Below are 23,421 nucleotides of genomic sequence, written 5' to 3'. Positions count from 1 at the left end.
TTAGGTTGTTTTTCTTAGTCCCTCGAACCGTGTAAGAAACTCCTCTGACGCTTCGGGTAACTTTCCGGTATTTGTTTCCAATGTCTTCAGTAAATGCTCTTCAGCTTTCTCCCAGACTGCAAGGTAAAGGTCCTTAAACAGCAATCGCGCTTCGTTTCCGCTCCACCCTGTTGGCAATAGCACCTCTGGCAGTAATGGATCTTTCAGCAACGCTCTTCGATAATCATGCACCAGAAGCGTACGAACAATAAAACAATTTTTTGCGTTTAATTGTGGGTGTGCGGACAAACCCTTTAAAATAGGCGTAAAATTCCTGATAAACTCTTTGTAACCTTCTTCAATCTTGCCAATGTCCCACCCTTTTTGGACAAGAACCTTTAATGGGGTCTCTTTGAAAGCGGAAAGATTTGTGGCTTTCAGGACAGCTACATGATTTTCAATTTCCAAATCTTTCAGCAGTTGTTGAAGGGCACTTAGCTCCCCGCCCGGATGGGCAAAAATACCGGATCCGAGGTCACCGAACCCCTGCCATCCCAACTCAACCTGCAACTGTTTGCGCTTCTCATCGGACAAAGCACGCCGTTCTGTGAAGACCAATGTCCAGCTTTCATCCCAGGTTGGCCCGGCCAGTCGATAGATCCTTTTTGTCGCTTCCTCGAAACGATGTTCGCCCGTTCGGGTCAGTGTGTAATAGCTTTTGCGTCCTATCTGATGACTGTCCAGAAGCTGATCCTGTTTAAGTCTGAAGACAGAGGTTCGGACCACTCTTTCATTCAGACCCAGATCTTTTACCAGATCGATTAGGCTTCCTAGCCAAACAGTGCCACCATGAGGCGCAACAGAGTCGCCCCAAACGGTGACGAGCAGGGAACGGGCTTTCAAGTGAAGGGAACTGGGCAGGTTGTCGATCAATTCAGTTAAGGACACGAACGATTTTATCCATTTGCAAGGGGCGTGTGACTTTTATTATGATACACAGGTTAGTATTTTCTGTATCACTTGGAAAGAAGCTTTATGTCCCTGAGGTATGAACAGGCCGAAACGCTGTTAAATGCTATTGGTGTTTATACGATCCTTGCAGAATTTGACCCGCTCTTCACCGGGACGATGCCCATTGATGTGGATATTGAAACCAGTGATATCGATGTTATTTGCCAAGTGGAAGATCATCCTGCCTTTGAGAGGCTTCTACGGGAAAATTATGGCGATCAGGAAAATTTTTTCTTTTCTTTGGCCGAAAATGCAGCGGGATATAGCCTATGTCGATTTCGCTGTCTTTCCTTTGACCTTGAAATTTATGGCCAAAACATACCGGTCAAAAAACAAAATGCCTGGCGCCATATGGAAGCAGAGCGCAAATTACTGGTGATCGGCGGCGAGGACGCCAAAGTAAGGATCCGCACCTTAAAAAGATCCGGCTTAAAGACTGAACCTGCCTTTGCCCGCTATTTTGCCTTGTCGGGAGACCCTTATCAGCGATTATTGGACTTTAGTGATATGACCGTCTCCCAGATTATGTCGGCGTTATCAATCTAATCTGCCATAGAAGGTCTTGCGGGCCGATTCAGAAAGAGCAATACCGGGTTGTGCGTTATACGCCAGAACAACCAGTATCCGGGTTTTATCTCCGATAACGGGGGCGACCCGATGCAGGGCGTTGCGCCCTCTGAACAGGACCAGTGTGCCTGGCTCCATGGACAGCTGTTTATAGTCGACCTTGCCGTCCAGAACTTGTTCCACAGCAGCGAAATTCATCTCACCAGCATCCGCATCACGGACATTTTCGACATAGTCAAAGGTACCGCCAGCTTCTGGCTTCTGGATCATTAAGGTGGTTGCAAAAGAGGAATTATCAAAATGCCACCCGAGTTCCTGACCATTGCTGGCATAGTGAACATTTATGGACGATAAGGGGTCGGCATAGGGAAAGAGCGCCGCTTCGTTCAGAACAGCACAAAGGAAATCTTGAAACTCGGCCGCATCATACAGTGTTCTCAAAGGGGAATTCTGCGGGACGAAATCATCTGTAATGCAGCCTTTTGAGGAAATGATATTTCTATTTCGCGGATGCCCCATATCGTATTTGTTGTCGGGTGGTGTCAGGTAAACATTATGTTCCTGCACACAGAAGTAGGCTTTGTCTTTATCGGCTTCTGACTGGGCCCGGACCGCCTCAACCGCTGCCGCTTTCATAAAGTCAGGAAGAACAAGGGCCCCTTTTTCTTCGAGTATTTGTTGGGCGCGCGTTTGAAACTCAGGTTCTGTGATATCGTATTTTTCAAAATCGATGATTTCTTTTAGGTCCATCTGCTTTCCTTTTTTGCGATTGCCGACACTATAGGGTTTGTCTATCCTCCATAAAAGTTCGTAAAATCATTCAATAAGAACAGTAAAATATGGTTAGATGGTTCGTTATACACTGAAGCAATGCTATTACTTTCGGGCGGTCGCAACGCACGGGGGGATTGCGCAAGCGGCCCGCAAGTTGAGTATTTCTCAGCCTGCCATTGCGCAGGCCATTGATAAACTTGAGGATATTACCGGTTTGTGTCTGTTTGAAAGGCGTCACGCCAAAGGGCTTATATTGACCGATCAAGGGGACGCCTTTCTCGCGCAGGCAGAACATTTATTGCAGGTTGCCGAAGCAACAGAAAAAGAGATTGCTGATATCAAAGCTCATCAATCAGGCACAATTCGAATAGGGTGCTTCCAGTCGATAGCACCCTTTTATGTCGCACGTTTGATCCGTCGTTATCACAGTATCCAACCTGGAATCACACTGGATATTCGGGAAACTCTGCAAGGGGATATTATTTCCGATTTGGTCTCAAAAGATTTGGATCTGGCCATCTTATACGACTTGAACCTGGATCCAGAACGGCTGGAATGGCATATTTTAGGCCGTCATAAACCATACATTCTATTATCAGCGAACCACCCGCTTGCGGCACAAAAAAAGGTATCTCTTCGATCGTTAGCAGCAGAAGGGTATGTCTTGTTTGATGCGCCGAACAGCCGGGAATATTTTTATTCGGTTTTTGCGTCACTGCAAATCAACCCCAAGGTCTCCTTTCGGGCGACGTCATTTGAAAGTGTTCGTAGTGCTGTTGGACACGGATTAGGCTTTTCGTTAATGGCTATGCGAAGTCCGCACTCCAACACTTATGACGGGCAAGCTGTGGTCACCGCGGAAATAGAAGAGGATATCGCCCCCATCACAGTGGTTCTCGCCCATAAATTGGGGGAGCCACTGGGGCCAATCGCTCAGCGGTTCAAAGCGTTTGTCAAAGCCGAATTTGATCAAGACCTATAATTGCTGAAGTTCCTGCCCCAGTTGATGGTGCTCGGCCAATAAGGCATCAATATCCAGATTTGGTATTTCGCCGTTTTTAACACGCCATTGGCCACCAATCATCAGATGGTCAGCTTTGTGTGCACCACATAAAAGCAAAGCCGCGAGGGGGTCTCCCGCTCCTGAAAAACGCATTTCGTCCAGCTTGAAAAAGGCAATATCTGCCTGCGCACCAACGTCCAGACGGCCAATGTCGCCGCGCCCTAGACAATCGGCAGAACCTTGCGTTGCAAAGCGTAAGGCTGAATGATGCGTCATTTCATTGGCGTCATAAAGAAGCCGTCCAATCAACATCGCCTGACGAACCTCCTGAATAAGGTTTGAGCCATCGTTTGAGGCTGAACCATCTACACCCAGACCAACCGGGCACCCGGCTTTTTCAAGTTCCAAGGTTCGACAAATACCGGAAGAAAGGACCATATTGGAAGATGGGCAATGGGTAATACCCACCTTTGCTTTTCCAAGGCGGGCGATTTCCTCGTCATTGAAATGTATGCCATGGGCAAGCCAGACATTGGAGGACAGCCAGCCGACTTTTTCCAGATAATCGACAGGCCGTAATCCAAACATTTTCAAGCAAAAATCAGTTTCATCATGTGTTTCTGCAAGATGAGTATGTAGACGGACGTCATATTCCGAAGCAAGCTCCGCAGAAGCCTGCATTAGGTCTGTACTGACCGAGAAAGGAGAGCAGGGGGCCAACGCAACCTGAAGAAAAGCACCGTCTTCGGTTTGGTGGTATTCCTGAATAAGACGGCGACTGTCATCCAAAATCGTCTGCTCGTTTTGCACGGTTGATTGAGGAGGCAATCCGCCTTGATCCTCCCCCAGGCTCATGGAGCCGCGGGTTAAATGTGCCCGTATGCCAAGTTCCTTAACCGCCTCAACCTGAATATCGATGGCATCGGATAACGGGGCCGGGAACAGGTAGTGATGGTCAGCCGCGGTTGAGCATCCGGACAGCATAAGTTCGGCCAATGCCAATCGCGAGGCGCTGGCAAGCATTTTTGGGGTCAAACGGGCCCAGACAGGATACAGTGATTGTAGCCAGGGAAATAAAGGTTTGTTCAGCGCAACGGGGCAGGCGCGTGTTAGGGTCTGGTAAAAGTGATGATGAGTGTTGATCAAGCCAGGTATCACGACATGCTGGCTGGCGTCAAAAATATCCAAGTCGGATAGGGAGATAGATTTTGGGCTTTCCCCAAGACCAATCAATTCCAAAATGGTGTTGTCTTTAACAACCAAACCACCGGCGCACTTGTTGTTTAAGATGGCGAGGGGGTTTTTAATCCAGATTGGTTTTTGCAAGACACTCGTCCTTCACTAAATTTGCCTCAGTTTTTCACATTTTGCCAGGCTTAGAAATGGTGCCCAGCGGATACTGTATCTTTGCCATAAAAAGATGTTTTTTGTGATTATTTTTTTCTTCCGAAATAATATTATTACTCTTGCTATTGCCCAAATGTTCAAGAGCCCTTAAATTCGCGTTAACATTATTCCCCTCAAAGGTCCGTATTGGCCTGTAATATATTTTAGAACGTCATGCAAAATCTTGATAATATTGAACTTCTAGACAAGTTGCCACCGGAGAAGAAGCTGGAAATCTCTAGTAAATGCAACTGGAAAAAATATACTTCCGGTTCGCAAATCCTGGAAAAATCAAGCACAAGCAGAGATATTTTCTTTGTCGTCTCGGGCAGTGTTAATGTTGTGAATTATGGTGTTTCCGGTCGGGAGGTTGCCTATGCGACAGTTGAGGCCGGTCAGTATTTCGGGGAATTGTCTGCCATTGATGGCAAACCGCGTTCGGCAAATATTATTGCAAATAAAGAATGCCTGTTGGCCTCATTGTCTCCGGAAAATTTTAATGAGCTTTTGTTAGAGCATCCAGAAGTGATGATGCTGGTTATGCAACGTCTGGCCCGTATTATTCGGATAAATGACGATCGGATTTTGGACCTGTCTACATTGGGCGCTGTTCAGCGGGTCTGTCAGGAACTGCTGCGGATGGCGACACCCGATCCGGTAACACCGGGATCCTGGTTGATCTATCCCATGCCAACACAAAGTGTTATTGCGAGCCGCGTTTCGACGACTCGGGAGACGGTCGCGCGGGTTATCGGGCAATTGACGGGGGATGGTCTTATTCAGAAGCGTGACAAGAGCATGTATCTGAAAGACAAAGCCGGGATTGAAGAGTTTATCAGTAGTCTTGCTGTTTCTCCCGGAAATGTACCACGCTGAGAAATAACCGTATTAAGTGGCTTGAACCTCAAGCCACTTTTTTATCCCCTTCGCGGCTTTTATTCCCGTACTGAAGCAGGCTTGAAGTAGGTAACCACCAGTGGGGGCGTCCCAGTCGATCATTTCACCCGCGGCAAACCACCCCGGATGCTGAACGAGCATCAGATCATCATTGAATTCGTTGAGAGCAACGCCGCCCGACGCACTGATGGCCTTTTTTAAAGGTTGATAATTGGTGAGCGGAAGGGGTAGAGATTTAATGATTTGCGCGATTGCTTCCGGCGAAGTTGTCCGAATATCGTCCCCAAATTCGTTTAAAAGCGCAATTTCCAACGGCGACAGTTTTAAGCGCTTTCGCAGGAAACTGGACAAACTCTGTTTTTTACGAGGAACAGAAAGGCGCGTTGCCAGTTCATCCCGAGACAGGTCAGGACGTAGATCGAGCAACAATGTTGCAGATCCGGTGTCTTCCATTGCGGATACCAGCGACCGGCTAAGGGCATACACCGCGCCCCCCTCAATCCCGTAACGGGTCATGATGGCATCGCCGCGGGATGTTTCATCCTTGAACGTGAAGCGGATATTTTTAAGAGCAGAGCCCTCATATTTGAGGAGAAATGAAGACCAGTGAATGTCAAACCCAGTGTTCATAGGGCGAAAAGGCGTGACACTGATGTTCTGTTTTTCAAAGGCGGGCACCCAAGTGGCCGTTGCGCCAAGGTGAGGGTAACTTGCACCGCCCATGGCAAACAGGACGGCATCACTCGGGACGGAACGGGACTGCCCACCACTTTCGACAATCACGTTGTCCAGATCATCAAACCCAGCAAAAGCATGCTTCAAGTGAACCTCGACACCGGCTTCAACCAGCGATTTCGTCCAGGCACGCATCAAATTTGTTGATTTCATTTCTTTTGGAAAGATACGCCCACTGCTGCCGGTAAAGGTCTCAACGCCCAGCTCTGCCGCCCAATTCTGCAAATCTTCAGGAGAAAAATCCTTCAGTGATGGGCTTAAGAAATGTTCGGCACTGCCATATCGTGTTTTAAACACAGCAGCCTGTTCCGAGTGGGTGAGATTAAGACCGCCGCGTCCGGCAATCAGAAACTTTCGACCAACGGAGGCCTTATGTTCATACAGATGAATATGCAGATTTTTATACTGGCTGAGAAACTGAGCGGCAATCAAGCCGCTTGGACCACCACCGATAATCGTGACTTGCTTGCACTCAGTTTTCATAACCTGTCATTTCGCTGAAATAAAATTCTCCCAGCACTATGCCTTTATTTTTTATACATGTCTTCCGGGGCAACAATCACGTCACTATTGATTGAAACAGTATCGTCCTCGACAGAATAAAAGAAGCAGTTCCGGCGCCCCGTATGGCAGGCGACCCCTTCTTGATGAACCTGAAGCAGGATTGTATCGCCATCACAATCGACGCGAAAATCTTTCAACGTCTGAATATGACCGGAACTTTCCCCTTTGCGCCACAAAGCAGACCGGGAACGTGACCAATAACAAACCTGACCAGTTTTCAGTGTTTCCTGTATTGCATCAAGATTCATCCATGCCATCATCAGGATCTCCCCTGTATCGTGCTGCTGGGCAATTGCAGGTATCAAACCCTGATCGTTGAATTTAAGAATCTCAACCAGTTTTTCGTTCATAAGAAGTATCCAGATTGATAGATAGAAATAGCGACGATTCGCAAATTTTATCTAAAAAGTATTATAATTTAGCCCTGAGACGGTCGAAACCTGCTGACAAATCTGCAATCAGATCGTCGGTATCTTCAAGGCCGATATGGAGCCGGATTAAGGGGTTTGTATTGTCCCAATTAGTCGCGGTTCGCGAGTGTGAAGGATCCGTATACAGGATCAGACTTTCATACCCTCCCCAAGAGTATCCCATACCAAAAAGTTTGAGGTCATCGAGAAAGGCAGCAAGCGCTTCTTTCGGCAATTTATTCAAGCGCATGGAAAACAAGCCGGAGGCCCCCAAAAAGTCGCGCTTCCATAAATCATGTCCAGGATGATCAGAAAGGGCAGGGTGCAGCACAGAATGCACTTCCTCCCGGCCTTTTAACCATTCAGCGACTTGTAAGCCGTTTTTCATATGCTGTTTAAGGCGAACAGATAACGTTCTAAGGCCACGCTGCGCCAAATATATATCGTCCGGACCGGCTGTTTGCCCCGATAGATTGGCACCCGCCTGCAGGGTTGGCCACGCCTCTTTTGTCGCCGTTACAAGACCCATCATCGCATCTGAATGACCGACGATATACTTGGTGCCTGCCTGAATGGAAACATCGACACCATGCTCAAAAGGCTTGTAGAACAAGGGGGAAGCCCAAGTATTGTCCATCATGACAATGGCTCCTGCCTTGTGCGCTTTGTCAGCAATTGCTGGCACGTCCTGAATTTCAAAGGTCTGGGAACCGGGCGATTCAACAAATACAATCCGGGTGTTAGGGCGAATGAGCTCTGAAATACCAGCACCGATTAACGGATCGTAATAGGTCACTTCTACACCGAACCTGCTCAGGACAGTGTCACAAAATGTCCGGCTTGGGCCGTAAACACTGTCTGTCATGAGCAAGTGATCACCTGCTTTCAAAAATGCCTGCATAGCATGGGCGCAGGCAGCAAGACCCGACGGAAAAACCTGACTGCGATATCCACCTTCAAGTTCCGCTACGGCATTTTCAAGAGACCAGCTGGTCGGGGTTCCTACGCGGCCATAGGTGACAGCCTGTTTTCCACTGTTGCGATCCTTAAAACGGTTTTGCAGATCAGACAGAGAGTCAAACAGCACCGTTGAGGCATGATAAACTGGTACATTAACAATACCAAAGTTGCTTTCTGGATCGCGGCCAGCAACTACTAGTTTTGTTTCGTCTTTCATAAATATCTCCGCATGCAATTCAAGCTACTTTTGATGATGAGGAATATAGGATTGCGTGAAGAGAGGAAAGACAGAAATTATATTATACAGATGGTAAAAAAAGACGCCTGTTTATGAAGAAACTAAAATTTTACGTTGACGGTGCAGACAAAAATATTATCGTCGGTATGTATGGAAGCCGAGATTTGGGAAAACTGGCTTCCTCTGGTTTCGATCAGGCCGGTTCTGAAATTTAGTCAGAGCCGCAAAATGGATAATAAAATAGACAGGAAGGTATTTTATGAAAAAGGCGAGCTTTATTGCTGTCGCTACAGCAGCTACATTTATGGCCGGCGCAGCAAGCGCGGGTACCCTGGATGACGTGAAAGCCAAAGGCTACATTCAGTGTGGTATCACAACAGGCCTGGCCGGTTTTGCCGCTCCAAACGATAAAGGTGTTTGGGAAGGTTTTGACGTGGATTTTTGTCGGGCAATGTCCGCTGCCGTTTTTGGCGATCCAAACAAACTAAAATATACGCCTACGACTGCTAAAGAACGTTTCACAGCACTTCAGTCTGGTGAAATTGATGTTCTTGCACGGAACACCACATGGACTTTCAGCCGTGACGTTAATCTTGGTTTTGAGTTCATTGGCGTGAACTATTATGATGGTCAGGGCTTCATGGTTAAGAAAGCTCTCGGCGTTAAGTCTGCAAAAGAACTCGACGGTGCTCGTGTTTGTTTGCAGTCTGGTACAACAACAGAACTGAACCTGGCAGACTATTTTGCCTCTCAGGGCATGAAGTACGATTCAGTGTTGTTTGATACAGCAGACGAAGTTCGTGAAGCTTATATCAAAGACACATGTGACGTATACACAACTGACCAATCAGGTTTGTATGCTCAGCGTTCTGTTATCGCAGATCCTGAAAACCACGTTGTTCTTCCAGAAATCATTTCTAAAGAGCCACTCGGCCCACTTGTTCGCCATGGCGACAACAACTGGGGCGACATTGCTCGCTGGACATTGAACGCTCTGATTATTGCTGAAGAACTCGGTGTAACTCAGGCCAATGTTGACGAAATGAAGAACTCTAAAAACCCAAGTGTTCAGCGTTTGCTGGGTACATCAGGTGATCTGGGTTCACAACTCGGCCTAGGTGCCGATTGGGCTTACAACGCGATTAAAGGCGTTGGTAACTATGGCGAGATCTTCGCGAAGCATCTCGGTGAAGGAACATCTCTGAACATTTCTCGTGGTTTGAACGAGTTGTGGAGCAAAGGTGGTATCCTGTATGCGCCTCCAGCACGCTAAAAGCGAATAGCTGATTTAAAAGAGTGTGTGTCTCCACCGAGGCATGCACTCTTTTTACTTGGGGCCAATGTCACTGAATTGTGAAGGTCTCGTAGTTTGAGTAGCTACTCCCAGAAGGAGCCGCCTTATGACTGTTGACGCAACCAGTCAACAACAAGGAGCTGGAGTTAGCATGTTCAGAGATCCGAAAGTACGCGCTGTGTTCTTTCAGATCCTGGTTATAGCATTATTTCTAGCCTTTGTTTTGTATGTTGGTAACAACACAATCGATAACCTGGAGAAGCGCGGTATTGCTTCCGGGTTTGGATTTCTTTCGCAGCCGTCAGGGTTTGGTATCGGTATTGTGGTCCTAATGGATTACAACGCACAGACATCTACACATGGTGATGTTCTGTTAATTGGTATCATTAACACACTGACTGTTTCTATCGCCGGTATTATTCTGGCAACGATTATCGGCTTTATTTTTGGTGTTCTTCGACTTTCTAAAAACTGGATCGTCAACAAGATTGCCGCCGTATATATCGAGGTAATCCGAAATATTCCTCTGCTTGTGCAGTTGCTGTTTTGGTACTTTGCCGTTCTGAGTGTTTTGCCCGTCGTAAAGGACAGCATTAGGATTAGTGACAACCTGATTATCAATAATCGGGGCGCCTATTTCCCAAGTGTTGTACCAGAGCCCGGTTTTTGGGTTGTCCCTGTCTGCTTTGCAGTTGGTATTATCGCCACCTTCTTTGTAAGACGATGGGCCCACAAACGGCAGGATGAAACAGGCGAACAGTTCCCCGTTTTCCTAACGGGGCTTGGCCTTATTCTCGGTTTGCCAATTATTGGCGCACTGATAATGGGTGTTCCATTTACATTTGCCTACCCATCGGCGAGCCGCTTTAATATTACCGGTGGCTGGGTATTGGAACCTGAATTCCTGGCAATGGTGTTTGGGCTAAGCATTTATACCGGTGCGTTTATTGCTGAAATTGTCCGCTCTGGTATTAACGCGGTGAGCCATGGTCAAACGGAAGCTGCCCATTCGTTGGGTATTCGGCCGAATTTGACAATGCGTCTTGTGGTTTTGCCTCAGGCCCTTCGGGTTATTGTTCCGCCATTGACCAGTCAGTATCTGAACCTGACTAAAAACTCTTCGTTGGCGACAGCGATTGGTTATTCAGAGATTACGGCGATTTTTGCTGGAACGTCCCTTAACCAAACGGGTCAGGCAATTGAAATTATTGCGATGACAATGGCTTTCTATCTGACCATTAGCTTGCTGATTTCAATGTTTATGAACTGGTATAATAAACGCATTGCATTGGTGGAGAGGTAAGATATGGCTATTGTAAAAACTGAACGTCATGCTGAACTTCCACCCCCTGTATCGCAAACCGGTATCATTGGATGGATGCGGGAGAATTTATTCTCCAGCTGGCTAAACAGCATTCTGACACTCGTGTCTCTGTATGTTGTTTGGGAGGCTTTAAGCGCAATCATCAGCTATGCAATCATTGATGCAAATTTTGTCGGAACGACCAAAGAAGATTGTACAGGCGCAGGCGCCTGCTGGGTCTTCATCAAGGCTCGTTTTGGACAGAATATGTATGGGTTCTATCCGGAAGGTGAGCGTTGGCGCATCGATGTCGGGTATGTCCTGGGAGCAATTGGACTGTTTTTTATCTTAACAGATACGATTAAAGATAAAAAATGGCCGGCAGTTTATCTGTTCGTCGTCTATCCTGTGATCTGTTACTTCCTTTTTTATGGAGGACTTGGGTTAGAGGTCGTCGAAACATCTCAATGGGGCGGACTGTTCCTGACACTGGTTCTGGCTTCTGTCTCCATTTTTGTTGCCCTGCCGCTTGGTATTGTTTTGGCATTGGGACGTCGATCAGACATGCCGGTTGTCAGAATGGTCTGTGTTGGCTTTATTGAGCTGATCCGCGGTGTTCCACTGATTACGGTTCTGTTCATGGCGTCTGTGATGTTGCCATTATTCCTGCCGGAAGGGCAGAATTTTGACAAGCTGATCCGTGCCATGGTGGGTATGTCTCTGTTTTCCGCAGCCTATATGGCTGAGGTTGTAAGAGGTGGCTTGCAGGCTATCCCGAAAGGACAGCTGGAAGCTGCTAAATCTCTTGGACTGGGATACTGGCAATCAATGGGCCTTATTGTCCTGCCGCAGGCACTTAAAATTTCCATTCCTTCGATCGTGAATACTTTTATTGGTCTTTTCAAAGACACAACATTGGTTCTGATCATTGGATTGCTGGATTTGCTAAGTGTGGTGAAAACAGGAACGACAGACAAAAACTGGCTTGGATTGGCGACTGAAGGGTATTTCTTCGTAGCCGCTGTTTTCTGGGTATTTTGTTTTAGTATGTCACGGTACAGCATCTGGTTGGAGAACAAGCTCCACACCGGACATAAGCGATAGGGAGGCTAGCAAATGAGTGATGCAGCCATGCAGAAGACATCGGAAGACGTTGCAATCCAGTTGATTGGAATGCACAAATGGTACGGTGAGTTTCATGTTCTGAGAGACATTAATCTGACTGTCGAACGGGGCGAGAAAATTGTTGTTTGCGGACCTTCCGGGTCCGGTAAATCAACAATGATCCGTTGTATCAATCGCCTTGAAGAACATCAACAGGGTCAAATTATTGTTGATGGGATTGAGTTGACCAATGATGTGAAGAAGATTGATGAAATCCGCCGGGAAGTCGGAATGGTGTTTCAGCACTTCAATCTGTTCCCGCATCTGACGGTTCTGGAAAACTGTACTTTGGCGCCAATTTGGGTTCGTAAAACACCTAAAGAGGAAGCTGAAGCGATCGCCATGAAGTTTTTGGAACGGGTTAAAATTCCTGAACAGGCTTTGAAATACCCGGGACAACTTTCAGGTGGACAGCAGCAACGTGTTGCGATTGCCCGTTCACTTTGTATGAACCCTCGTATCATGCTGTTTGATGAACCAACATCGGCGTTGGACCCAGAAATGATCTCTGAAGTTCTGGATACCATGATTAGTCTTGCCGAAGAAGGCATGACCATGATTTGCGTGACCCATGAAATGGGGTTTGCGAAAACGGTCGCTGATCGCGTGATCTTTATGGATGCGGGTGAAATTATCGAACAAGCTCCACCGCAGGAGTTCTTTGATAATCCACAAAGCGAGAGAACAAAACTGTTCCTATCCCAGATATTACACAATGGGTAGAGGATAAAAATCCAAGAGAAAGCCCCGGTTCGTCCGGGGCTTTTTTTGTTCTTTCGCGGGTCTAACTGCCGGCACGGATCTAACTGCCGGAATTCAGACTTTTCCAGAATTTTGTATTTAGCTTTCCAATAAGCTGGTCATGAGACGAGCCCAGACATTGCCTTAACGACCAGAAGCCAACTTTTGTTTCATAATCACATTGTTTCAAAGCTTTTTGAGCAAGATGGGTCGCTTGTTTTGAGTATCCAGCGGTTTGAATTATCTTTTGAAAGCCGTCTTTCGCTGCAAGCCTTTGGCTGGTTTGAGCGCGGCCCCGGATTGGCAGTCTGTTGAGGGTCAAATTAACAAGCCGTGCTGCATCAGCGCGGTCCGTGTCATTATCTACAAGGTGCCCCGCGAGCGGCCGCAATGATTGAACTGCAATCAAGATATCAGTATCAGTCTGCGGTTTCCGATCATTTTTTATCGGAACAGGGATCGCTGTCGCTTGCTCTGGGACACTGACATGCAGCGCTGTTGGCGCGAGTGATTTAACATCCTTTTGCAGAATACTGACCCGGATGGAAGTGTGGCCCCTTGCAGTTTTTATGGAATAGGGCAGGCTTGAGATGTCGATATTCTCACCGGAAGGAGTCGTTGCCGAAAGCTGTATCGGGGCGCTGTCATGAAAATAGTAGTGCGTTCCGATTTGCGGAGAGGCCCGATGTTCCTGCAAGCAAATGGCCGTAAGTTCAGCTGTGCATTCCCCTTTCTCACAATAAAGGGGAACGGGTATATCCGTTGAGGCAACAGCAAGGATTTGTGGTGCGCCATAAGCCGGTGTTGCCATAAATGCGGCACCTGACAGAACTGATATCAGGGCAATGAGGCGCAGTGAAGAGGGGGCGTGATGCATCATCTTTACTCTCCAGTTTTTTCTATTATATAAGAATATTCTTATCCTGCGATTGCGTCAAGCTTGGCGGTTTCATTGTAAGTTGGGAAAAAGGACTTGCGGATTACATTCAATAAACCTTATGGTAGAATAGAAGAATATGTATAATCTGGGCGATACCCATCTTTGGGGAGGGGAACGGTCTGCCTTATAAAATTATAATACTGGTCACACAAATGATTGCTGCTGCATTTGGCCTTCTATTTCTTTGGGGCTATGTCGGACTTCAAAACGCAGTTACCTGTGAACGTGCAGGGGTGTCGCTGTGTGTTATGGCAGCGTCTTTGCAAATATATTTTGCGCTGTCGATGATCGTTATTGGCTGTTTCTTTTTGTTCTTGTTCAAGGCTTATGAAACTGATTAGCATGACGTATTACGCTGTCTGACAAGCCAAAAAAAGTCAGCTTGCCAGACAGGAATGCTATTCCGGGATCGGTTCAATCAATAAATCCCGTTGCTTATATGGAAAATATCCGAATCTCTGATATAGGGGCAGCGCCTTCGGGTGGTCCATTGTGCAAGTGTTGACTGTAATGCTGCTGGGGTTACGAAGCCAAGCGTGCTGGATCGCCCAATCCAAAAAGTAAGGGCCGAGTTTCATTCCGATAAATTCGGGCATAATACCAAAATAGGCAAGGTCTACCGCATCAGGGAAGGCTTTATAGTTCAGTTCCGCATAACCAGCTGGAACTCCTCTTACATACAGAACAAAGACTTCCGTATCTTTACTTTCGAGAACTTCCTTCAGTTCTGCATCAGATAGCTTTTTCCGGTCGATCCAACCCCAGTCTTTTCCGACCGCATCATATAGAAAGCGATAGAAGGAGACCGTTGGTTTTTCCGCTTTCAGTATAGAATGCGGAATGGCAGGTTTAGGGATTGCCTGAGGGACCGGTTTCTCGGTCATCTTCAGATACGTGATGGTCAAGGGCCAAAGACCGTCCTGATTTTCTTCTGGTTTGCGTTGCAGGGCCATTATTTTTCCCCGACTGATAATGGCATTTCATTATCCAGCCCCCATTCTGTCCAGGAGCCATCATAAACCGAGACCCGTCGATGGCCGATCATATGCAGGCCAAACGCCAGGACGCAGGCCGTGATGCCAGATCCGCAACTTGTAACAACCGGTGCCTTTGGGTCAATGCCGACTTTATCAAACTCGGCCTCTAACGCATCGCTTTCTTTTAGGGTCCCATCGTCGCTAATAAGTTGATTGAACGGCAGGTTCTTCGAATTGGGAATATGCCCGCCTCGCAAACCTTCACGCGGTTCTTCTTCCGCACCGGAAAAGCGTCCTGGGGATCGTGCATCGAGGACCTGCTCTTTCGCAGTTTCAAGATTTTTACGAACCTGCGTTTTTTCGCGAACCATCAAACTGTTAAAACGCGACGTGAAATGACGTTCAGCCGGATGGCTTGGCAAATCACTCGTTTCACGGCCTTCGGCCAACCATTTTTTCATCCCGCCATCCAGGATCGCCACATCCTCGTGACCAAACAACCGGATCATCCACCAGGCACGGGCAGCACTGCGAATGCCTGAACCATCATATACAATTATTCTGTTACCGTCCCCGAGACCCAACCTTCTCATGCGGCTGGAGAATTTCTCAGGAGACGGGATCATATGCGGAAGGGGGTTGTCAGTATCGGCAATTTCGTCAATGTCAAAAAACACGGCGCCTGGAATATGAGCGGCCTCGAATTCTGCTTTTGGATCTCTGTTCTCTGCAGGCAGGTACCAAGAAGCATCGACAATACGGATGTCCGGTGCATTGATATGTTGGCTCAGCCATTCTGTAGAGACGAGGGAAGTTGGATTGGCGTATGGCATAGTAATTCTCTGTTTTAAAGCGCGTTGATTATTCGGCAAAAATCAGGGAGACCCTGCGATTTTGCCGTCCCTTTTTTTCGATTTTTCGGACTTTTACAGCCCCAATTTCCTGTGTGTTCTTTACGTGGGTTCCGCCGCACGGCTGAAGATCCATATCGGCGATCTTGATCAATCTTACTTTCCCACTGCCGCGTGGAGGTTGAACCGACAACGTCTTGACGAGTTCGGGATTTGCATCCAGTTCCTCATCGGTAATCCAATCAAAGGTAACCGGCTCATTTTTGTTGATGAGGGCATTCAGCTTTTCCGTCAGGTCTTCTTTATCCAGTGAAGCTTCCGGAAGATCAAAATCAAGCCGGCCTTTCCCATCGGAAATCTGCCCCCCGGTTACCGGATAGGGCATAACCGCAGATAAAATATGAAGACATGTATGCATCCGCATCAGTCGGTAGCGGACATCCCAGTTAATCTCCGCTGTGACGGTGGCCCCTGGCTCAGGTAGGGGCTGACCTTCTGCGGGGACGTGGACAATTTGATCCGGGCTGTCCCCTTTTACAGTTGTTGCAATTTCAATGCGGGATCCATCTGCCAAGACCAGTGCCCCGCAATCACCCTGTTGACCACCGCCAGTAGGGTAAAAAACAGTTTGATCAAGTATAATGCCGCCTTTTTCATTTATTTGGACGACCGTGGCGTCGCAGGTTTTTTGGTAGGCGTCTTCGCGAAAAAGCGGCACTGTCATTAATACTTACTCCTGTTTTATTTGGCGCTGCCCTCCAGCCAGGGAGCGACAGGCAGATTATTCTTTCGTAGCATATCAACGTCCATCAGCTTACTAAAGTATTTTTGAGCTGTATCACACAGTATCGTAACAATTGTATGGCCGGGGCCCATTTCCTTCGCCATCCGAATGGCCCCCGCGACGTTGATGCCGGATGAAATGCCTAGTTGCAGGCCTTCATGAATATTGAGATCATAGAGGACGTTCAGTGCTTCAACATCGTCAATCTGATAAGGCATGTCGACGGTTAGGCCTTCAAGATTGGCCGTAATTCTGCCTTGCCCGATGCCTTCAGAGATAGAGCTTCCCTCGGCTTTTAGTTCCCCGTTTTTATAATAGTTGAAAAGCGCGGCACCCATGGGATCAGCAATGCCGATTTTGACGTCTTTTTTACGCTCCCGCAGGGCATCGGCTATGCCGGCCAGCGTGCCACCACTACCCACCGCACAAATAAAGCCATCAATTTTTCCGTCCAGCTGGTTAAATATTTCAGGACCGGTTGTTTCAAAATGACCTTGCTTGTTCGCCACGTTATCAAACTGATTGGCCCAGATTGCGCCATTGGGCTCTGTTTTGGCGATTTCTTCTGCCAGTCTACCCGAATATTTTACGTAATTGTCCGGGTCCTTGTAAGGCTTCGCGGGCACAAGGCGTAGATCAGCACCACAATAGGAAAGCAGGGCCTTCTTTTCATCGGTCTGGGTTTCTGGCATCACAATAATGGTTCGATACCCACGGGCATTGGCGACAAGGGCCAAGCCAATGCCTGTGTTTCCCGCTGTGCCTTCCACAATGACACCGCCCGGTTTCAATTTGCCGGATCTTTCGGCATCCAGAATAATAGCAAGAGCCGCACGATCTTTTACGGACCCTCCTGGATTCAGGAATTCAGCTTTACCATAGATTTCACAGCCCGTGGCTTCAGACGCTGCTGTAAGGCGGATAAGAGGCGTATTGCCAATACTGTCTACAAAGTTTTTGCGAAGGGTCATGATACTTTTCTGTGGTTTGTTTTAAATAACTATTTATTACTGTTATTTATTACTTATCCCGAATTACTTCAAGGGCAATCAGATAAATCCAATATTTGTTCTGGTTATAATCGCCTCGGTTTCGGGCAGGGGAAGAGGGGGGGCTTAGGCGCGGGCGATAAAATTGAGACTGAAACTATCAAATTTCAGTAGGGGAAAGGGAGCGATCCTTAGGATTGTTGGTACTTGGCGATGATAAGGGCTTCTGCGTGGCGGCAGGATTGATCGGCTGGTGGATGGTTCGCTACTGCAACAGCTTGCGCCGTCCTAATGTTTTCATTTGTCGGGTATATTTTCTTGAACCGAGCGTTTGTGTCTGGCTGGCAATCGCATTCAAACACGCAAATATGAAGGACGATTTGCGGTGCGGTTAGCTGGGTTTCTTCCAGTGCAAATTTTTCAACACCCGGAAAAGTGGAATGCAGGGGAAGAGTTATCGTATAGTGCTTGGAGCTCGGCCATAAGTCGTAGATATTTTCCAGTTTCGCAAAGTGCCCTACAACCTTGATTGTCTCCGTGCGGGGCGTGTCCTGAGGAAACTGAGTTGGTGTTTCCTTTTGGATATTCTCCAAAATGATACTGCTGTCGAGTTCGAGAAAAGCCGATAATGTCGGTATCTCATGAGCCTGAATTTTTCGTTTTCCCTGAATAATGTCAGTAATTCTAGGGCCCGGAAGGCCGAGCCTTATCGCTAAATCCCCTTTTTTCTTGTTCAGAAATTTGAGTCTTTGCGCAATCCAAAGTCGTTTCATGGTGTGTCTCAATCAACAGGTGCTATTAGTCTAAATTTACAATAAACGTAAAAAATATTGACGATCAGTTTTGCCTTATATATCCTATTAGTGGAATAGTGCTTTCTATTAAAACTATGTATGTGAGAAAATTTCTCCTTTTGCGGGTTTATCTTTGGTTGTTTAAGTCAATTTTTTGTATTGGTAGATTGGCAGATTATCGCACGAGACTCCAATTTTTCTACAAAAAGTAGAGTTGTACAACAAAGGGTATTACTCAATTCATCTGTTCCAGGGGTGATAAGGGATCGGAGAGGATTTTAGTTCAATGTTTATTGTTTGATGTGGTTTGACTAGATTTTGGGGGAATGAAAATCGTGACAAAAAGTAAAGTGGGAACCTGTAATGAGTATCTATCAGGTGTAACTTCAAGGGTTATTTCGGCGTCGCCCGTTAAATATGCTGCAAATGATAATATCTCGGACAAGGAAATTGCGGAATGTTTGCGTCGAAATCAAATGCCTCACGGCCAGAAAAGAATGCGGCGGCAAGATAAAAGGCTGTGGGAGGCAATGACCGATTGCCAGTTTAGGTCGGCCCAACAGCTTTATTATGGCTTTCAAATGCTTGTGTCCGGTATTGGGTATAGAACGCAGGTGTTTGATACTCTTCCAAAAGGGAAATTGTATATACCAGATACACGATCAGATCTGATTGATCGATTTACAGCATGGGCCAAAGAAGCCCGATGCGAGGATATTTCAGTGGGCGACATTCTGGATATTCTGGCGTTTGGCCATAGCTGCCGTGATGTCGACAGGCTGAGAGCGCGGCGTAAAGGGTATGCAAAGCTGAACCTGATTGCAGGTCTGGATCTGTTTGGTGGTCTAGTAGAAATCAATTATAAAGAGAATAGTTGTTGACAGGCTGGGGTCTTTTCTATACTATATTATTCAACGTCGAAAATTGGGCTCGCAGCGATCACAAGCTGAGGGCCCTTTTTTTATGAGAAAAATCCAATTTATATAGGTGCTTAACGTTAAATCGTCTTTTCTAGAAGAGAGACGAATAGAATCTGCGTGAGAAAATTTGATATTGGAGATGAACCTTTAAGTTGAAAATGGAGGATGTATGACTAGGCGAAAAGATTCGCTTGAATGGCTCCAGAGAATAATCGAAGAAAGATTGTTTACGAATAACTGGACGCGAACCGTTTTGGAAAAGTTGGAACATTCGACCGACAAGAAAACAGTTCTTTCTTCTTTAAGCAGCGTTTTCAACAAACGAGAATATGAAAAAGTCCGTCAGTTTCTGGCGGACTTTTTTGCGGGCGAAATTGTCGATATTGCTGATGGTGCTGAATTGGATAAGGAGGACGACACGCCGCCGCAATCGATCGCAAAGGCGAAGCTTCGGATCGAAACCAGGAAGTGGTTGATGGAACATCTGTCACCTGAAAGATACGGAAACTTAAAACCACAAAAAGCTGCAAACGCAGTCCGGTCATTTTTTAAAGCGAAGGTTTACTTACCCGATAATGGCAGAGATTAAACCACAACCAGGGCCACAAGAACGGTTTCTATCCAGCAAAGCGGATATTGCCATTTACGGGGGCGCAGCGGGAGGCGGCAAAAGCTTTGCGCTTCTTCTGGAGCCGCTCCGGCATGTAACAGACCCCTTGTTCAGAGCCGTTTTGTTTCGCCGAACGGGTAAGCAAATAAGGGTGGAAGGGGGATTGTGGGATGCCTCCCGGCAGATATACGGGAAACTGGGGGCGGTTGCAAAAGAAACAGATCTGTTATGGCGCTTTCCAAGTGGCGCAACGATCAGTTGCGGGTATATGGAGCATGAAAAAAATCGATTTGATTGGCAAGGAACAGAGATAACCTATATCGGCTTCGACGAACTGACTCATTTCAGCCAAAACCAGTTTTTTTACCTGCTTAGCCGTAATCGATCGATGGCCGCTATCCGTCCTTATATTCGGGCAACCTGTAATCCGGATGCAGACAGTTGGGTCGCCGGTTTTGTGCGTTGGTGGATAGATCCTGAAACAGGATATGCCGACCCAATAAAATCAGGAAAGATCCGTTGGTTCGTGCGGGACGGAAATGATCTGGTTTGGGGGGATTGTCCTGAAGACTTGTTGGTTGGTTACCCTGATCAGGTTCCCAAGTCAGTGACATTTGTTGCAGCCTCTGTTGATGATAATGTCATCCTGATGGCAAGGGATGCGGGATATAAATCAAACCTGGCAGCCCTTGATCGGGTTGAAAGAGAGCGTCTGCTGCACGGCAATTGGAAAATTCGGCCAGCTGCGGGATATTATTTCAAGCGTTCCTGGTTTTCGATGACACGCTCAATCCCAGTGACGGAAGCGTCCGTTCGCGGTTGGGACTTGGCGGCAACGGCTGAAACCGAACGGGAAAGCGGTGACTGGACGGTTGGTGCAAAAGTCAGCCGCGACACAAATGGCGGCTATATCGTTGAACATGTCGAGCGGTTTAAAGGGTCACCGGCAGAGGTCGAAGCGCGAATAGAGTCGCGGGCCCGGCAGGATGGCAATCATGTTCTGATTGCGTTGCCGCAAGATCCCGGTCAGGCCGGCAAGGCCCAAGCCGCCAGTATGGTTCGGCGGTTAAGTGGCTTTCGGGTTCGGGCAACCGCTGTGACAGGCTCTAAAGTTACCCGGGCGGCCCCGTTTTCAGCGCAAGTGGAAGGGGGAAATGTGCGGTTACTTGAAGGAAATTGGAATGAGAGTTTTATCAACGAATTAGAAGGCTTTCCGTCTGGTCGGCATGATGATCAGGTGGATGCCGTTGTCGAGGCTTTTAATGCGCTAAATTGCCGGAAAATAAAACAGCAACAGGAAATGTTTTGATGAATAATCCATCGACACCGTCTCCCCGATATCTAGAAATGTATAAGAAATGGGAACTTCCTCTCAGCTTGATGGGGGGCACGAAGGCCATGCGACAGGCAGGTCATCTTTTTTTGCCGCAGCATCCAGCTGAAAACAGTCGGGTCTATCAGGAGAGAGCAAGAAAAACGGTGCTTCGAAACTATTTTCGGAAAACCGTTCATAAACTGGTTGGGCAAATATTTGCAAACCCGTTAAAGGCGTCTGCGGATATGCCGGAAGTGATTGCCACCTATCTTAAAAATGTCGATTTGACAGGCCGTGGGTTGAACAGTTTTGCCCAAAGCTGGTTCGAAGATGCGCTTGTTTGCGGGATGAGCCATGTCTTGGTTGATTTTCCTGTGAACGGGGACGCAACGGGATCAAAAAAAGGAGCTGACAGTCAGGCGCGTCCCTATGCCGTTCATATTCCTGCAGCCAGCCTGATTTCGGCTGACTGGTCGGTGACAGCCACTGGCTACCGTCTCGACAAAATCAGGGTAAAGGAAGGGACCGCAGCCTATAGTGGTCAGGGGTCGGCGTCCGATGTTCAAATAAGAGAAATAACCCGTGATCATTGGGGGGTGTTCAGGCAGGCCAAAGCAGGGCAATGGCAATGTGTGGACGAAGGTCAGAATTCTTTGGGTAAAATTCCCCTGATAACCCTGTACACCAACAGAACAGGATTTCTGGAGGCAACGCCCCCATTAGAAGATCTGGCCTGGCTGAATTTGGAGCATTATCAAATTCGATCTGATCAGCGTAACGCGTTAAACGTCGCCTCTTTTCCGATCCTCGCAGCGTCCGGTTATGATCCTGAAGTCGATGGCCCCATCGAGGTCGGTCCCAATAAGGTGCTGACGACGTCAGACACGGATGGGAAATACTATTATGTTGAAAGTAGCGGAGCTGCTTTGGAGGCGGGCTCGAGGGAATTGCAGGATCTTGAAAAGGCAATCAACCAATTCAGTCTACAGTTTGAAACCGGGCATGTAAGGCAGACCGCGACCGGTCGAACGCTTGATGCTTTGGAGGCCTTGTCGCCGCTGGTTGCGATGAGCAACGAACTGGAAGATGCCCTGAATGCCATGTTGGGCATGTTTGCTGATTGGAAAGGGATATTTGAAACCGGTTCAATTACGGTGTCCAGACAATCCTTGGAACGGTCCTATTCCACTCAAAACCTTCAAGATCTAATTCTTCTATTTGATCGTCAGATTATCGATAGAACCGGGTTAGAGCGGGAGCTCGCGGCTCGTGGGATTTTGCAAAGTAGTTTGGATTTCAACAGTCACCCGTCTCAATAAGAATAATACGCCGAGTTGATCAAGCCTCCTTTTCAGGGGGCTTTTTTTATGAAAGGAAACCTATGTTCGATTTTCCATTGCTGATCGAGAGTAAGGATGAAATTCCAGCAGAATTTCAGCCTCTTTATGAGCATAAGGACGGAAAGTACCAGCTGCTATCGGTACTTTCCGACAAACTGACAGGACAAGCCGCTTCTGCGGATCTTCTTCAATTGCAGAGTGCACAGGAAGAAACCCTGCTGCAGCTTGAGGAAAAGCAGGCGCAGCTGACAGGGGTCAAATCCCGGTTTCAGCAATATTATGCGGAAAAATCCATTTGCGAAGCACTGGAACAAGCGAATGGTAACAGCGCACTTCTGCTCCCTCATTTGCAAAAACAACTGCGGGTGAAAGAAGAGGGGGAAGACTTGTCGCTTGAGGTCCTTGATCATGAGGGGGCACCGCGTCTGACCGATACTGGGGCGCCGTTTCAGTTGCCAGATCTTATCGAAGAAATGAAAGCCTCTTCGCTTTATGAAAAAGCGTTTGAGGAAAAAGGCGTATCAGGAGGGGGAATGGTGTCCTCTGGTTCTGCGATGGGATCATTTTCCATCAATCGACAGGATCAGATCGCTCTGAACTCCCAAATCGAAGCCATTGCCGCAGGAAGAGTGTCAGTAACCTGATAGCCGGCTTTTTATCAGGATTTGTTTTACCCAACCTTTATCTTGGAGAAAATATATGTCTAATGATGTCTCGGCAGTAATGCCTAAAATTCTCGCTCGTGGTTTGATGTCTTTGCGGGAACAGGCAATTATGCCCCGACTGGTGAACGGCAATTATAGTTCCTATGCCGCCGAAAAAGGCGATACAATTGATGTTCCTATCCCCGCAGACTTAACAGCTGAAAATGTAAC

The 23,421-nt window shown here is 47.3% G+C and carries 25 protein-coding genes and 1 pseudogene; 14 read left to right on the top strand and 12 right to left on the bottom strand.

Translation table 11 applies throughout. The annotated features are described in order from the left end of the window. Entirely contained in the window at positions 1-927 is a 927-nt protein-coding gene (gene paaX / locus ACJAYR_RS07850; RefSeq protein WP_415236091.1) for a phenylacetic acid degradation operon negative regulatory protein PaaX, read from the bottom strand. A gap of 87 nt (positions 928-1,014) precedes the next feature. Between paaX and ACJAYR_RS07845 the strand changes: the two genes are divergently transcribed. Then, complete coding sequence (locus ACJAYR_RS07845; RefSeq protein WP_415236090.1) at positions 1,015-1,536, top strand: DUF4269 domain-containing protein; 522 nt, start codon at positions 1,015-1,017, stop codon at positions 1,534-1,536. On the opposite strand, the gene ACJAYR_RS07840 is transcribed toward ACJAYR_RS07845, so the two are convergent. Next, complete coding sequence (locus tag ACJAYR_RS07840; protein WP_415236089.1) at positions 1,528-2,307, bottom strand: 2OG-Fe(II) oxygenase; 780 nt, start codon at positions 2,305-2,307, stop codon at positions 1,528-1,530. The genes ACJAYR_RS07845 and ACJAYR_RS07840 overlap by 9 nt on opposite strands. Before the next feature lie 97 nt (positions 2,308-2,404). Between ACJAYR_RS07840 and ACJAYR_RS07835 the strand changes: the two genes are divergently transcribed. Then, on the top strand, positions 2,405-3,313 hold the full coding sequence (locus ACJAYR_RS07835; RefSeq protein ID WP_415236088.1) for a LysR family transcriptional regulator: 909 nt from the start codon (positions 2,405-2,407) through the stop codon (positions 3,311-3,313). Here the strand turns inward: ACJAYR_RS07835 and ACJAYR_RS07830 are convergent. Further along, complete coding sequence (locus ACJAYR_RS07830; protein ID WP_415236087.1) at positions 3,308-4,660, bottom strand: 8-oxoguanine deaminase; 1,353 nt, start codon at positions 4,658-4,660, stop codon at positions 3,308-3,310. The genes ACJAYR_RS07835 and ACJAYR_RS07830 overlap by 6 nt on opposite strands. A gap of 234 nt (positions 4,661-4,894) precedes the next feature. On the opposite strand from ACJAYR_RS07830, the gene ACJAYR_RS07825 reads away from it, so the two are divergent. After that, entirely contained in the window at positions 4,895-5,596 is a 702-nt protein-coding gene (locus ACJAYR_RS07825; RefSeq protein WP_169544986.1) for a Crp/Fnr family transcriptional regulator, read from the top strand. A gap of 12 nt (positions 5,597-5,608) precedes the next feature. Here the strand turns inward: ACJAYR_RS07825 and ACJAYR_RS07820 are convergent, their stop codons facing one another. The 3 genes from ACJAYR_RS07820 to metC form a co-directional block, all read right to left on the bottom strand. After that, entirely contained in the window at positions 5,609-6,835 is a 1,227-nt protein-coding gene (locus ACJAYR_RS07820) for a TIGR03862 family flavoprotein (protein ID WP_415236086.1), read from the bottom strand. Positions 6,836-6,879: 44 nt separating this feature from the next. Further along, on the bottom strand, positions 6,880-7,266 hold the full coding sequence (gene hisI, locus ACJAYR_RS07815) for a phosphoribosyl-AMP cyclohydrolase (protein WP_415236085.1): 387 nt from the start codon (positions 7,264-7,266) through the stop codon (positions 6,880-6,882). Positions 7,267-7,327: 61 nt separating this feature from the next. Then, positions 7,328-8,503: a cystathionine beta-lyase gene (gene metC, locus ACJAYR_RS07810; RefSeq protein ID WP_415236084.1), complete on the bottom strand. Its 1,176-nt coding sequence runs from the start codon at positions 8,501-8,503 to the stop codon at positions 7,328-7,330. A 113-nt stretch (positions 8,504-8,616) separates the two neighbouring features. Here metC and ACJAYR_RS07805 point away from each other — a divergent pair, with 113 nt between their 5' ends. The 5 genes and pseudogenes from ACJAYR_RS07805 to ACJAYR_RS07785 all read left to right on the top strand — a co-directional run bounded on the left by ACJAYR_RS07805 (position 8,617) and on the right by ACJAYR_RS07785 (position 13,008). Next, positions 8,617-8,739, top strand: coding sequence for a hypothetical protein (locus ACJAYR_RS07805; protein ID WP_415236083.1), 123 nt, complete (start codon positions 8,617-8,619; stop codon positions 8,737-8,739). A 44-nt stretch (positions 8,740-8,783) separates the two neighbouring features. After that, positions 8,784-9,797, top strand: coding sequence for an amino acid ABC transporter substrate-binding protein (locus tag ACJAYR_RS07800; RefSeq protein ID WP_415236082.1), 1,014 nt, complete (start codon positions 8,784-8,786; stop codon positions 9,795-9,797). 127 nt (positions 9,798-9,924) lie between these two features. After that, entirely contained in the window at positions 9,925-11,121 is a 1,197-nt protein-coding gene (locus ACJAYR_RS07795; protein WP_415236081.1) for an amino acid ABC transporter permease, read from the top strand. 396 nt (positions 11,122-11,517) lie between these two features. Further along, positions 11,518-12,225: pseudogene (locus ACJAYR_RS07790) on the top strand (amino acid ABC transporter permease); the annotation flags it as partial. 12 nt (positions 12,226-12,237) lie between these two features. Beyond that, positions 12,238-13,008: an amino acid ABC transporter ATP-binding protein gene (locus ACJAYR_RS07785; protein WP_415236080.1), complete on the top strand. Its 771-nt coding sequence runs from the start codon at positions 12,238-12,240 to the stop codon at positions 13,006-13,008. Positions 13,009-13,087: 79 nt separating this feature from the next. Here ACJAYR_RS07785 and ACJAYR_RS07780 read toward each other — a convergent pair whose 3' ends face one another. Beyond that, entirely contained in the window at positions 13,088-13,906 is an 819-nt protein-coding gene (locus ACJAYR_RS07780; protein WP_415236079.1) for a hypothetical protein, read from the bottom strand. A gap of 212 nt (positions 13,907-14,118) precedes the next feature. Here ACJAYR_RS07780 and ACJAYR_RS07775 point away from each other — a divergent pair, with 212 nt between their 5' ends. After that, positions 14,119-14,307, top strand: a complete 189-nt coding sequence (locus ACJAYR_RS07775; RefSeq protein ID WP_415236078.1) for a hypothetical protein — start codon at positions 14,119-14,121, stop codon at positions 14,305-14,307. A gap of 57 nt (positions 14,308-14,364) precedes the next feature. Here ACJAYR_RS07775 and ACJAYR_RS07770 read toward each other — a convergent pair whose 3' ends face one another. From ACJAYR_RS07770 to ACJAYR_RS07750, 5 genes are all read right to left on the bottom strand, one after another. Continuing rightward, positions 14,365-14,919, bottom strand: a complete 555-nt coding sequence (locus ACJAYR_RS07770) for a GNAT family N-acetyltransferase (RefSeq protein WP_415236077.1) — start codon at positions 14,917-14,919, stop codon at positions 14,365-14,367. After that, positions 14,919-15,776, bottom strand: a complete 858-nt coding sequence (gene sseA / locus ACJAYR_RS07765; RefSeq protein ID WP_415236076.1) for a 3-mercaptopyruvate sulfurtransferase — start codon at positions 15,774-15,776, stop codon at positions 14,919-14,921. Before sseA ends, ACJAYR_RS07770 begins: the two co-directional genes overlap by 1 nt. A gap of 28 nt (positions 15,777-15,804) precedes the next feature. Beyond that, positions 15,805-16,518 (bottom strand): alanyl-tRNA editing protein, encoded by a 714-nt coding sequence (locus ACJAYR_RS07760; RefSeq protein WP_415236075.1) that lies wholly within the window; start codon positions 16,516-16,518, stop codon positions 15,805-15,807. Between the two features lie 17 nt (positions 16,519-16,535). Next, positions 16,536-17,549, bottom strand: a complete 1,014-nt coding sequence (locus tag ACJAYR_RS07755; RefSeq protein WP_415236074.1) for a cysteine synthase A — start codon at positions 17,547-17,549, stop codon at positions 16,536-16,538. Positions 17,550-17,758: 209 nt separating this feature from the next. Continuing rightward, a complete protein-coding gene (locus tag ACJAYR_RS07750) occupies positions 17,759-18,340 on the bottom strand; it encodes a hypothetical protein (RefSeq protein WP_415236073.1) in 582 nt (193 codons plus the stop codon). A gap of 356 nt (positions 18,341-18,696) precedes the next feature. Here ACJAYR_RS07750 and ACJAYR_RS07745 point away from each other — a divergent pair, with 356 nt between their 5' ends. The 5 genes from ACJAYR_RS07745 to ACJAYR_RS07725 all read left to right on the top strand — a co-directional run bounded on the left by ACJAYR_RS07745 (position 18,697) and on the right by ACJAYR_RS07725 (position 23,190). Next, positions 18,697-19,242 (top strand): hypothetical protein, encoded by a 546-nt coding sequence (locus ACJAYR_RS07745; RefSeq protein WP_415236072.1) that lies wholly within the window; start codon positions 18,697-18,699, stop codon positions 19,240-19,242. Between the two features lie 208 nt (positions 19,243-19,450). Further along, positions 19,451-19,870: a hypothetical protein gene (locus tag ACJAYR_RS07740; RefSeq protein ID WP_415236071.1), complete on the top strand. Its 420-nt coding sequence runs from the start codon at positions 19,451-19,453 to the stop codon at positions 19,868-19,870. Further along, positions 19,857-21,200 carry a phage terminase large subunit gene (gene terL, locus ACJAYR_RS07735; RefSeq protein WP_415236070.1) on the top strand — a complete coding sequence of 448 codons (1,344 nt, stop codon included), beginning with the start codon at positions 19,857-19,859 and terminating at the stop codon, positions 21,198-21,200. Before ACJAYR_RS07740 ends, terL begins: the two co-directional genes overlap by 14 nt. Then, positions 21,200-22,525: a DUF4055 domain-containing protein gene (locus ACJAYR_RS07730; protein ID WP_415236069.1), complete on the top strand. Its 1,326-nt coding sequence runs from the start codon at positions 21,200-21,202 to the stop codon at positions 22,523-22,525. The genes terL and ACJAYR_RS07730 overlap by 1 nt, the downstream gene beginning before the upstream one ends. A gap of 62 nt (positions 22,526-22,587) precedes the next feature. Further along, on the top strand, positions 22,588-23,190 hold the full coding sequence (locus ACJAYR_RS07725) for a hypothetical protein (protein WP_415236068.1): 603 nt from the start codon (positions 22,588-22,590) through the stop codon (positions 23,188-23,190). Positions 23,191-23,421 lie beyond the last annotated feature (231 nt).

This window comes from Sneathiella sp. (assembly GCF_047631475.1).
GTDB lineage: Bacteria > Pseudomonadota > Alphaproteobacteria > Sneathiellales > Sneathiellaceae > Sneathiella.
Note: the sequence above shows the minus strand (reverse complement) of the source record. Positions and strands in the feature narration are given on the sequence as shown.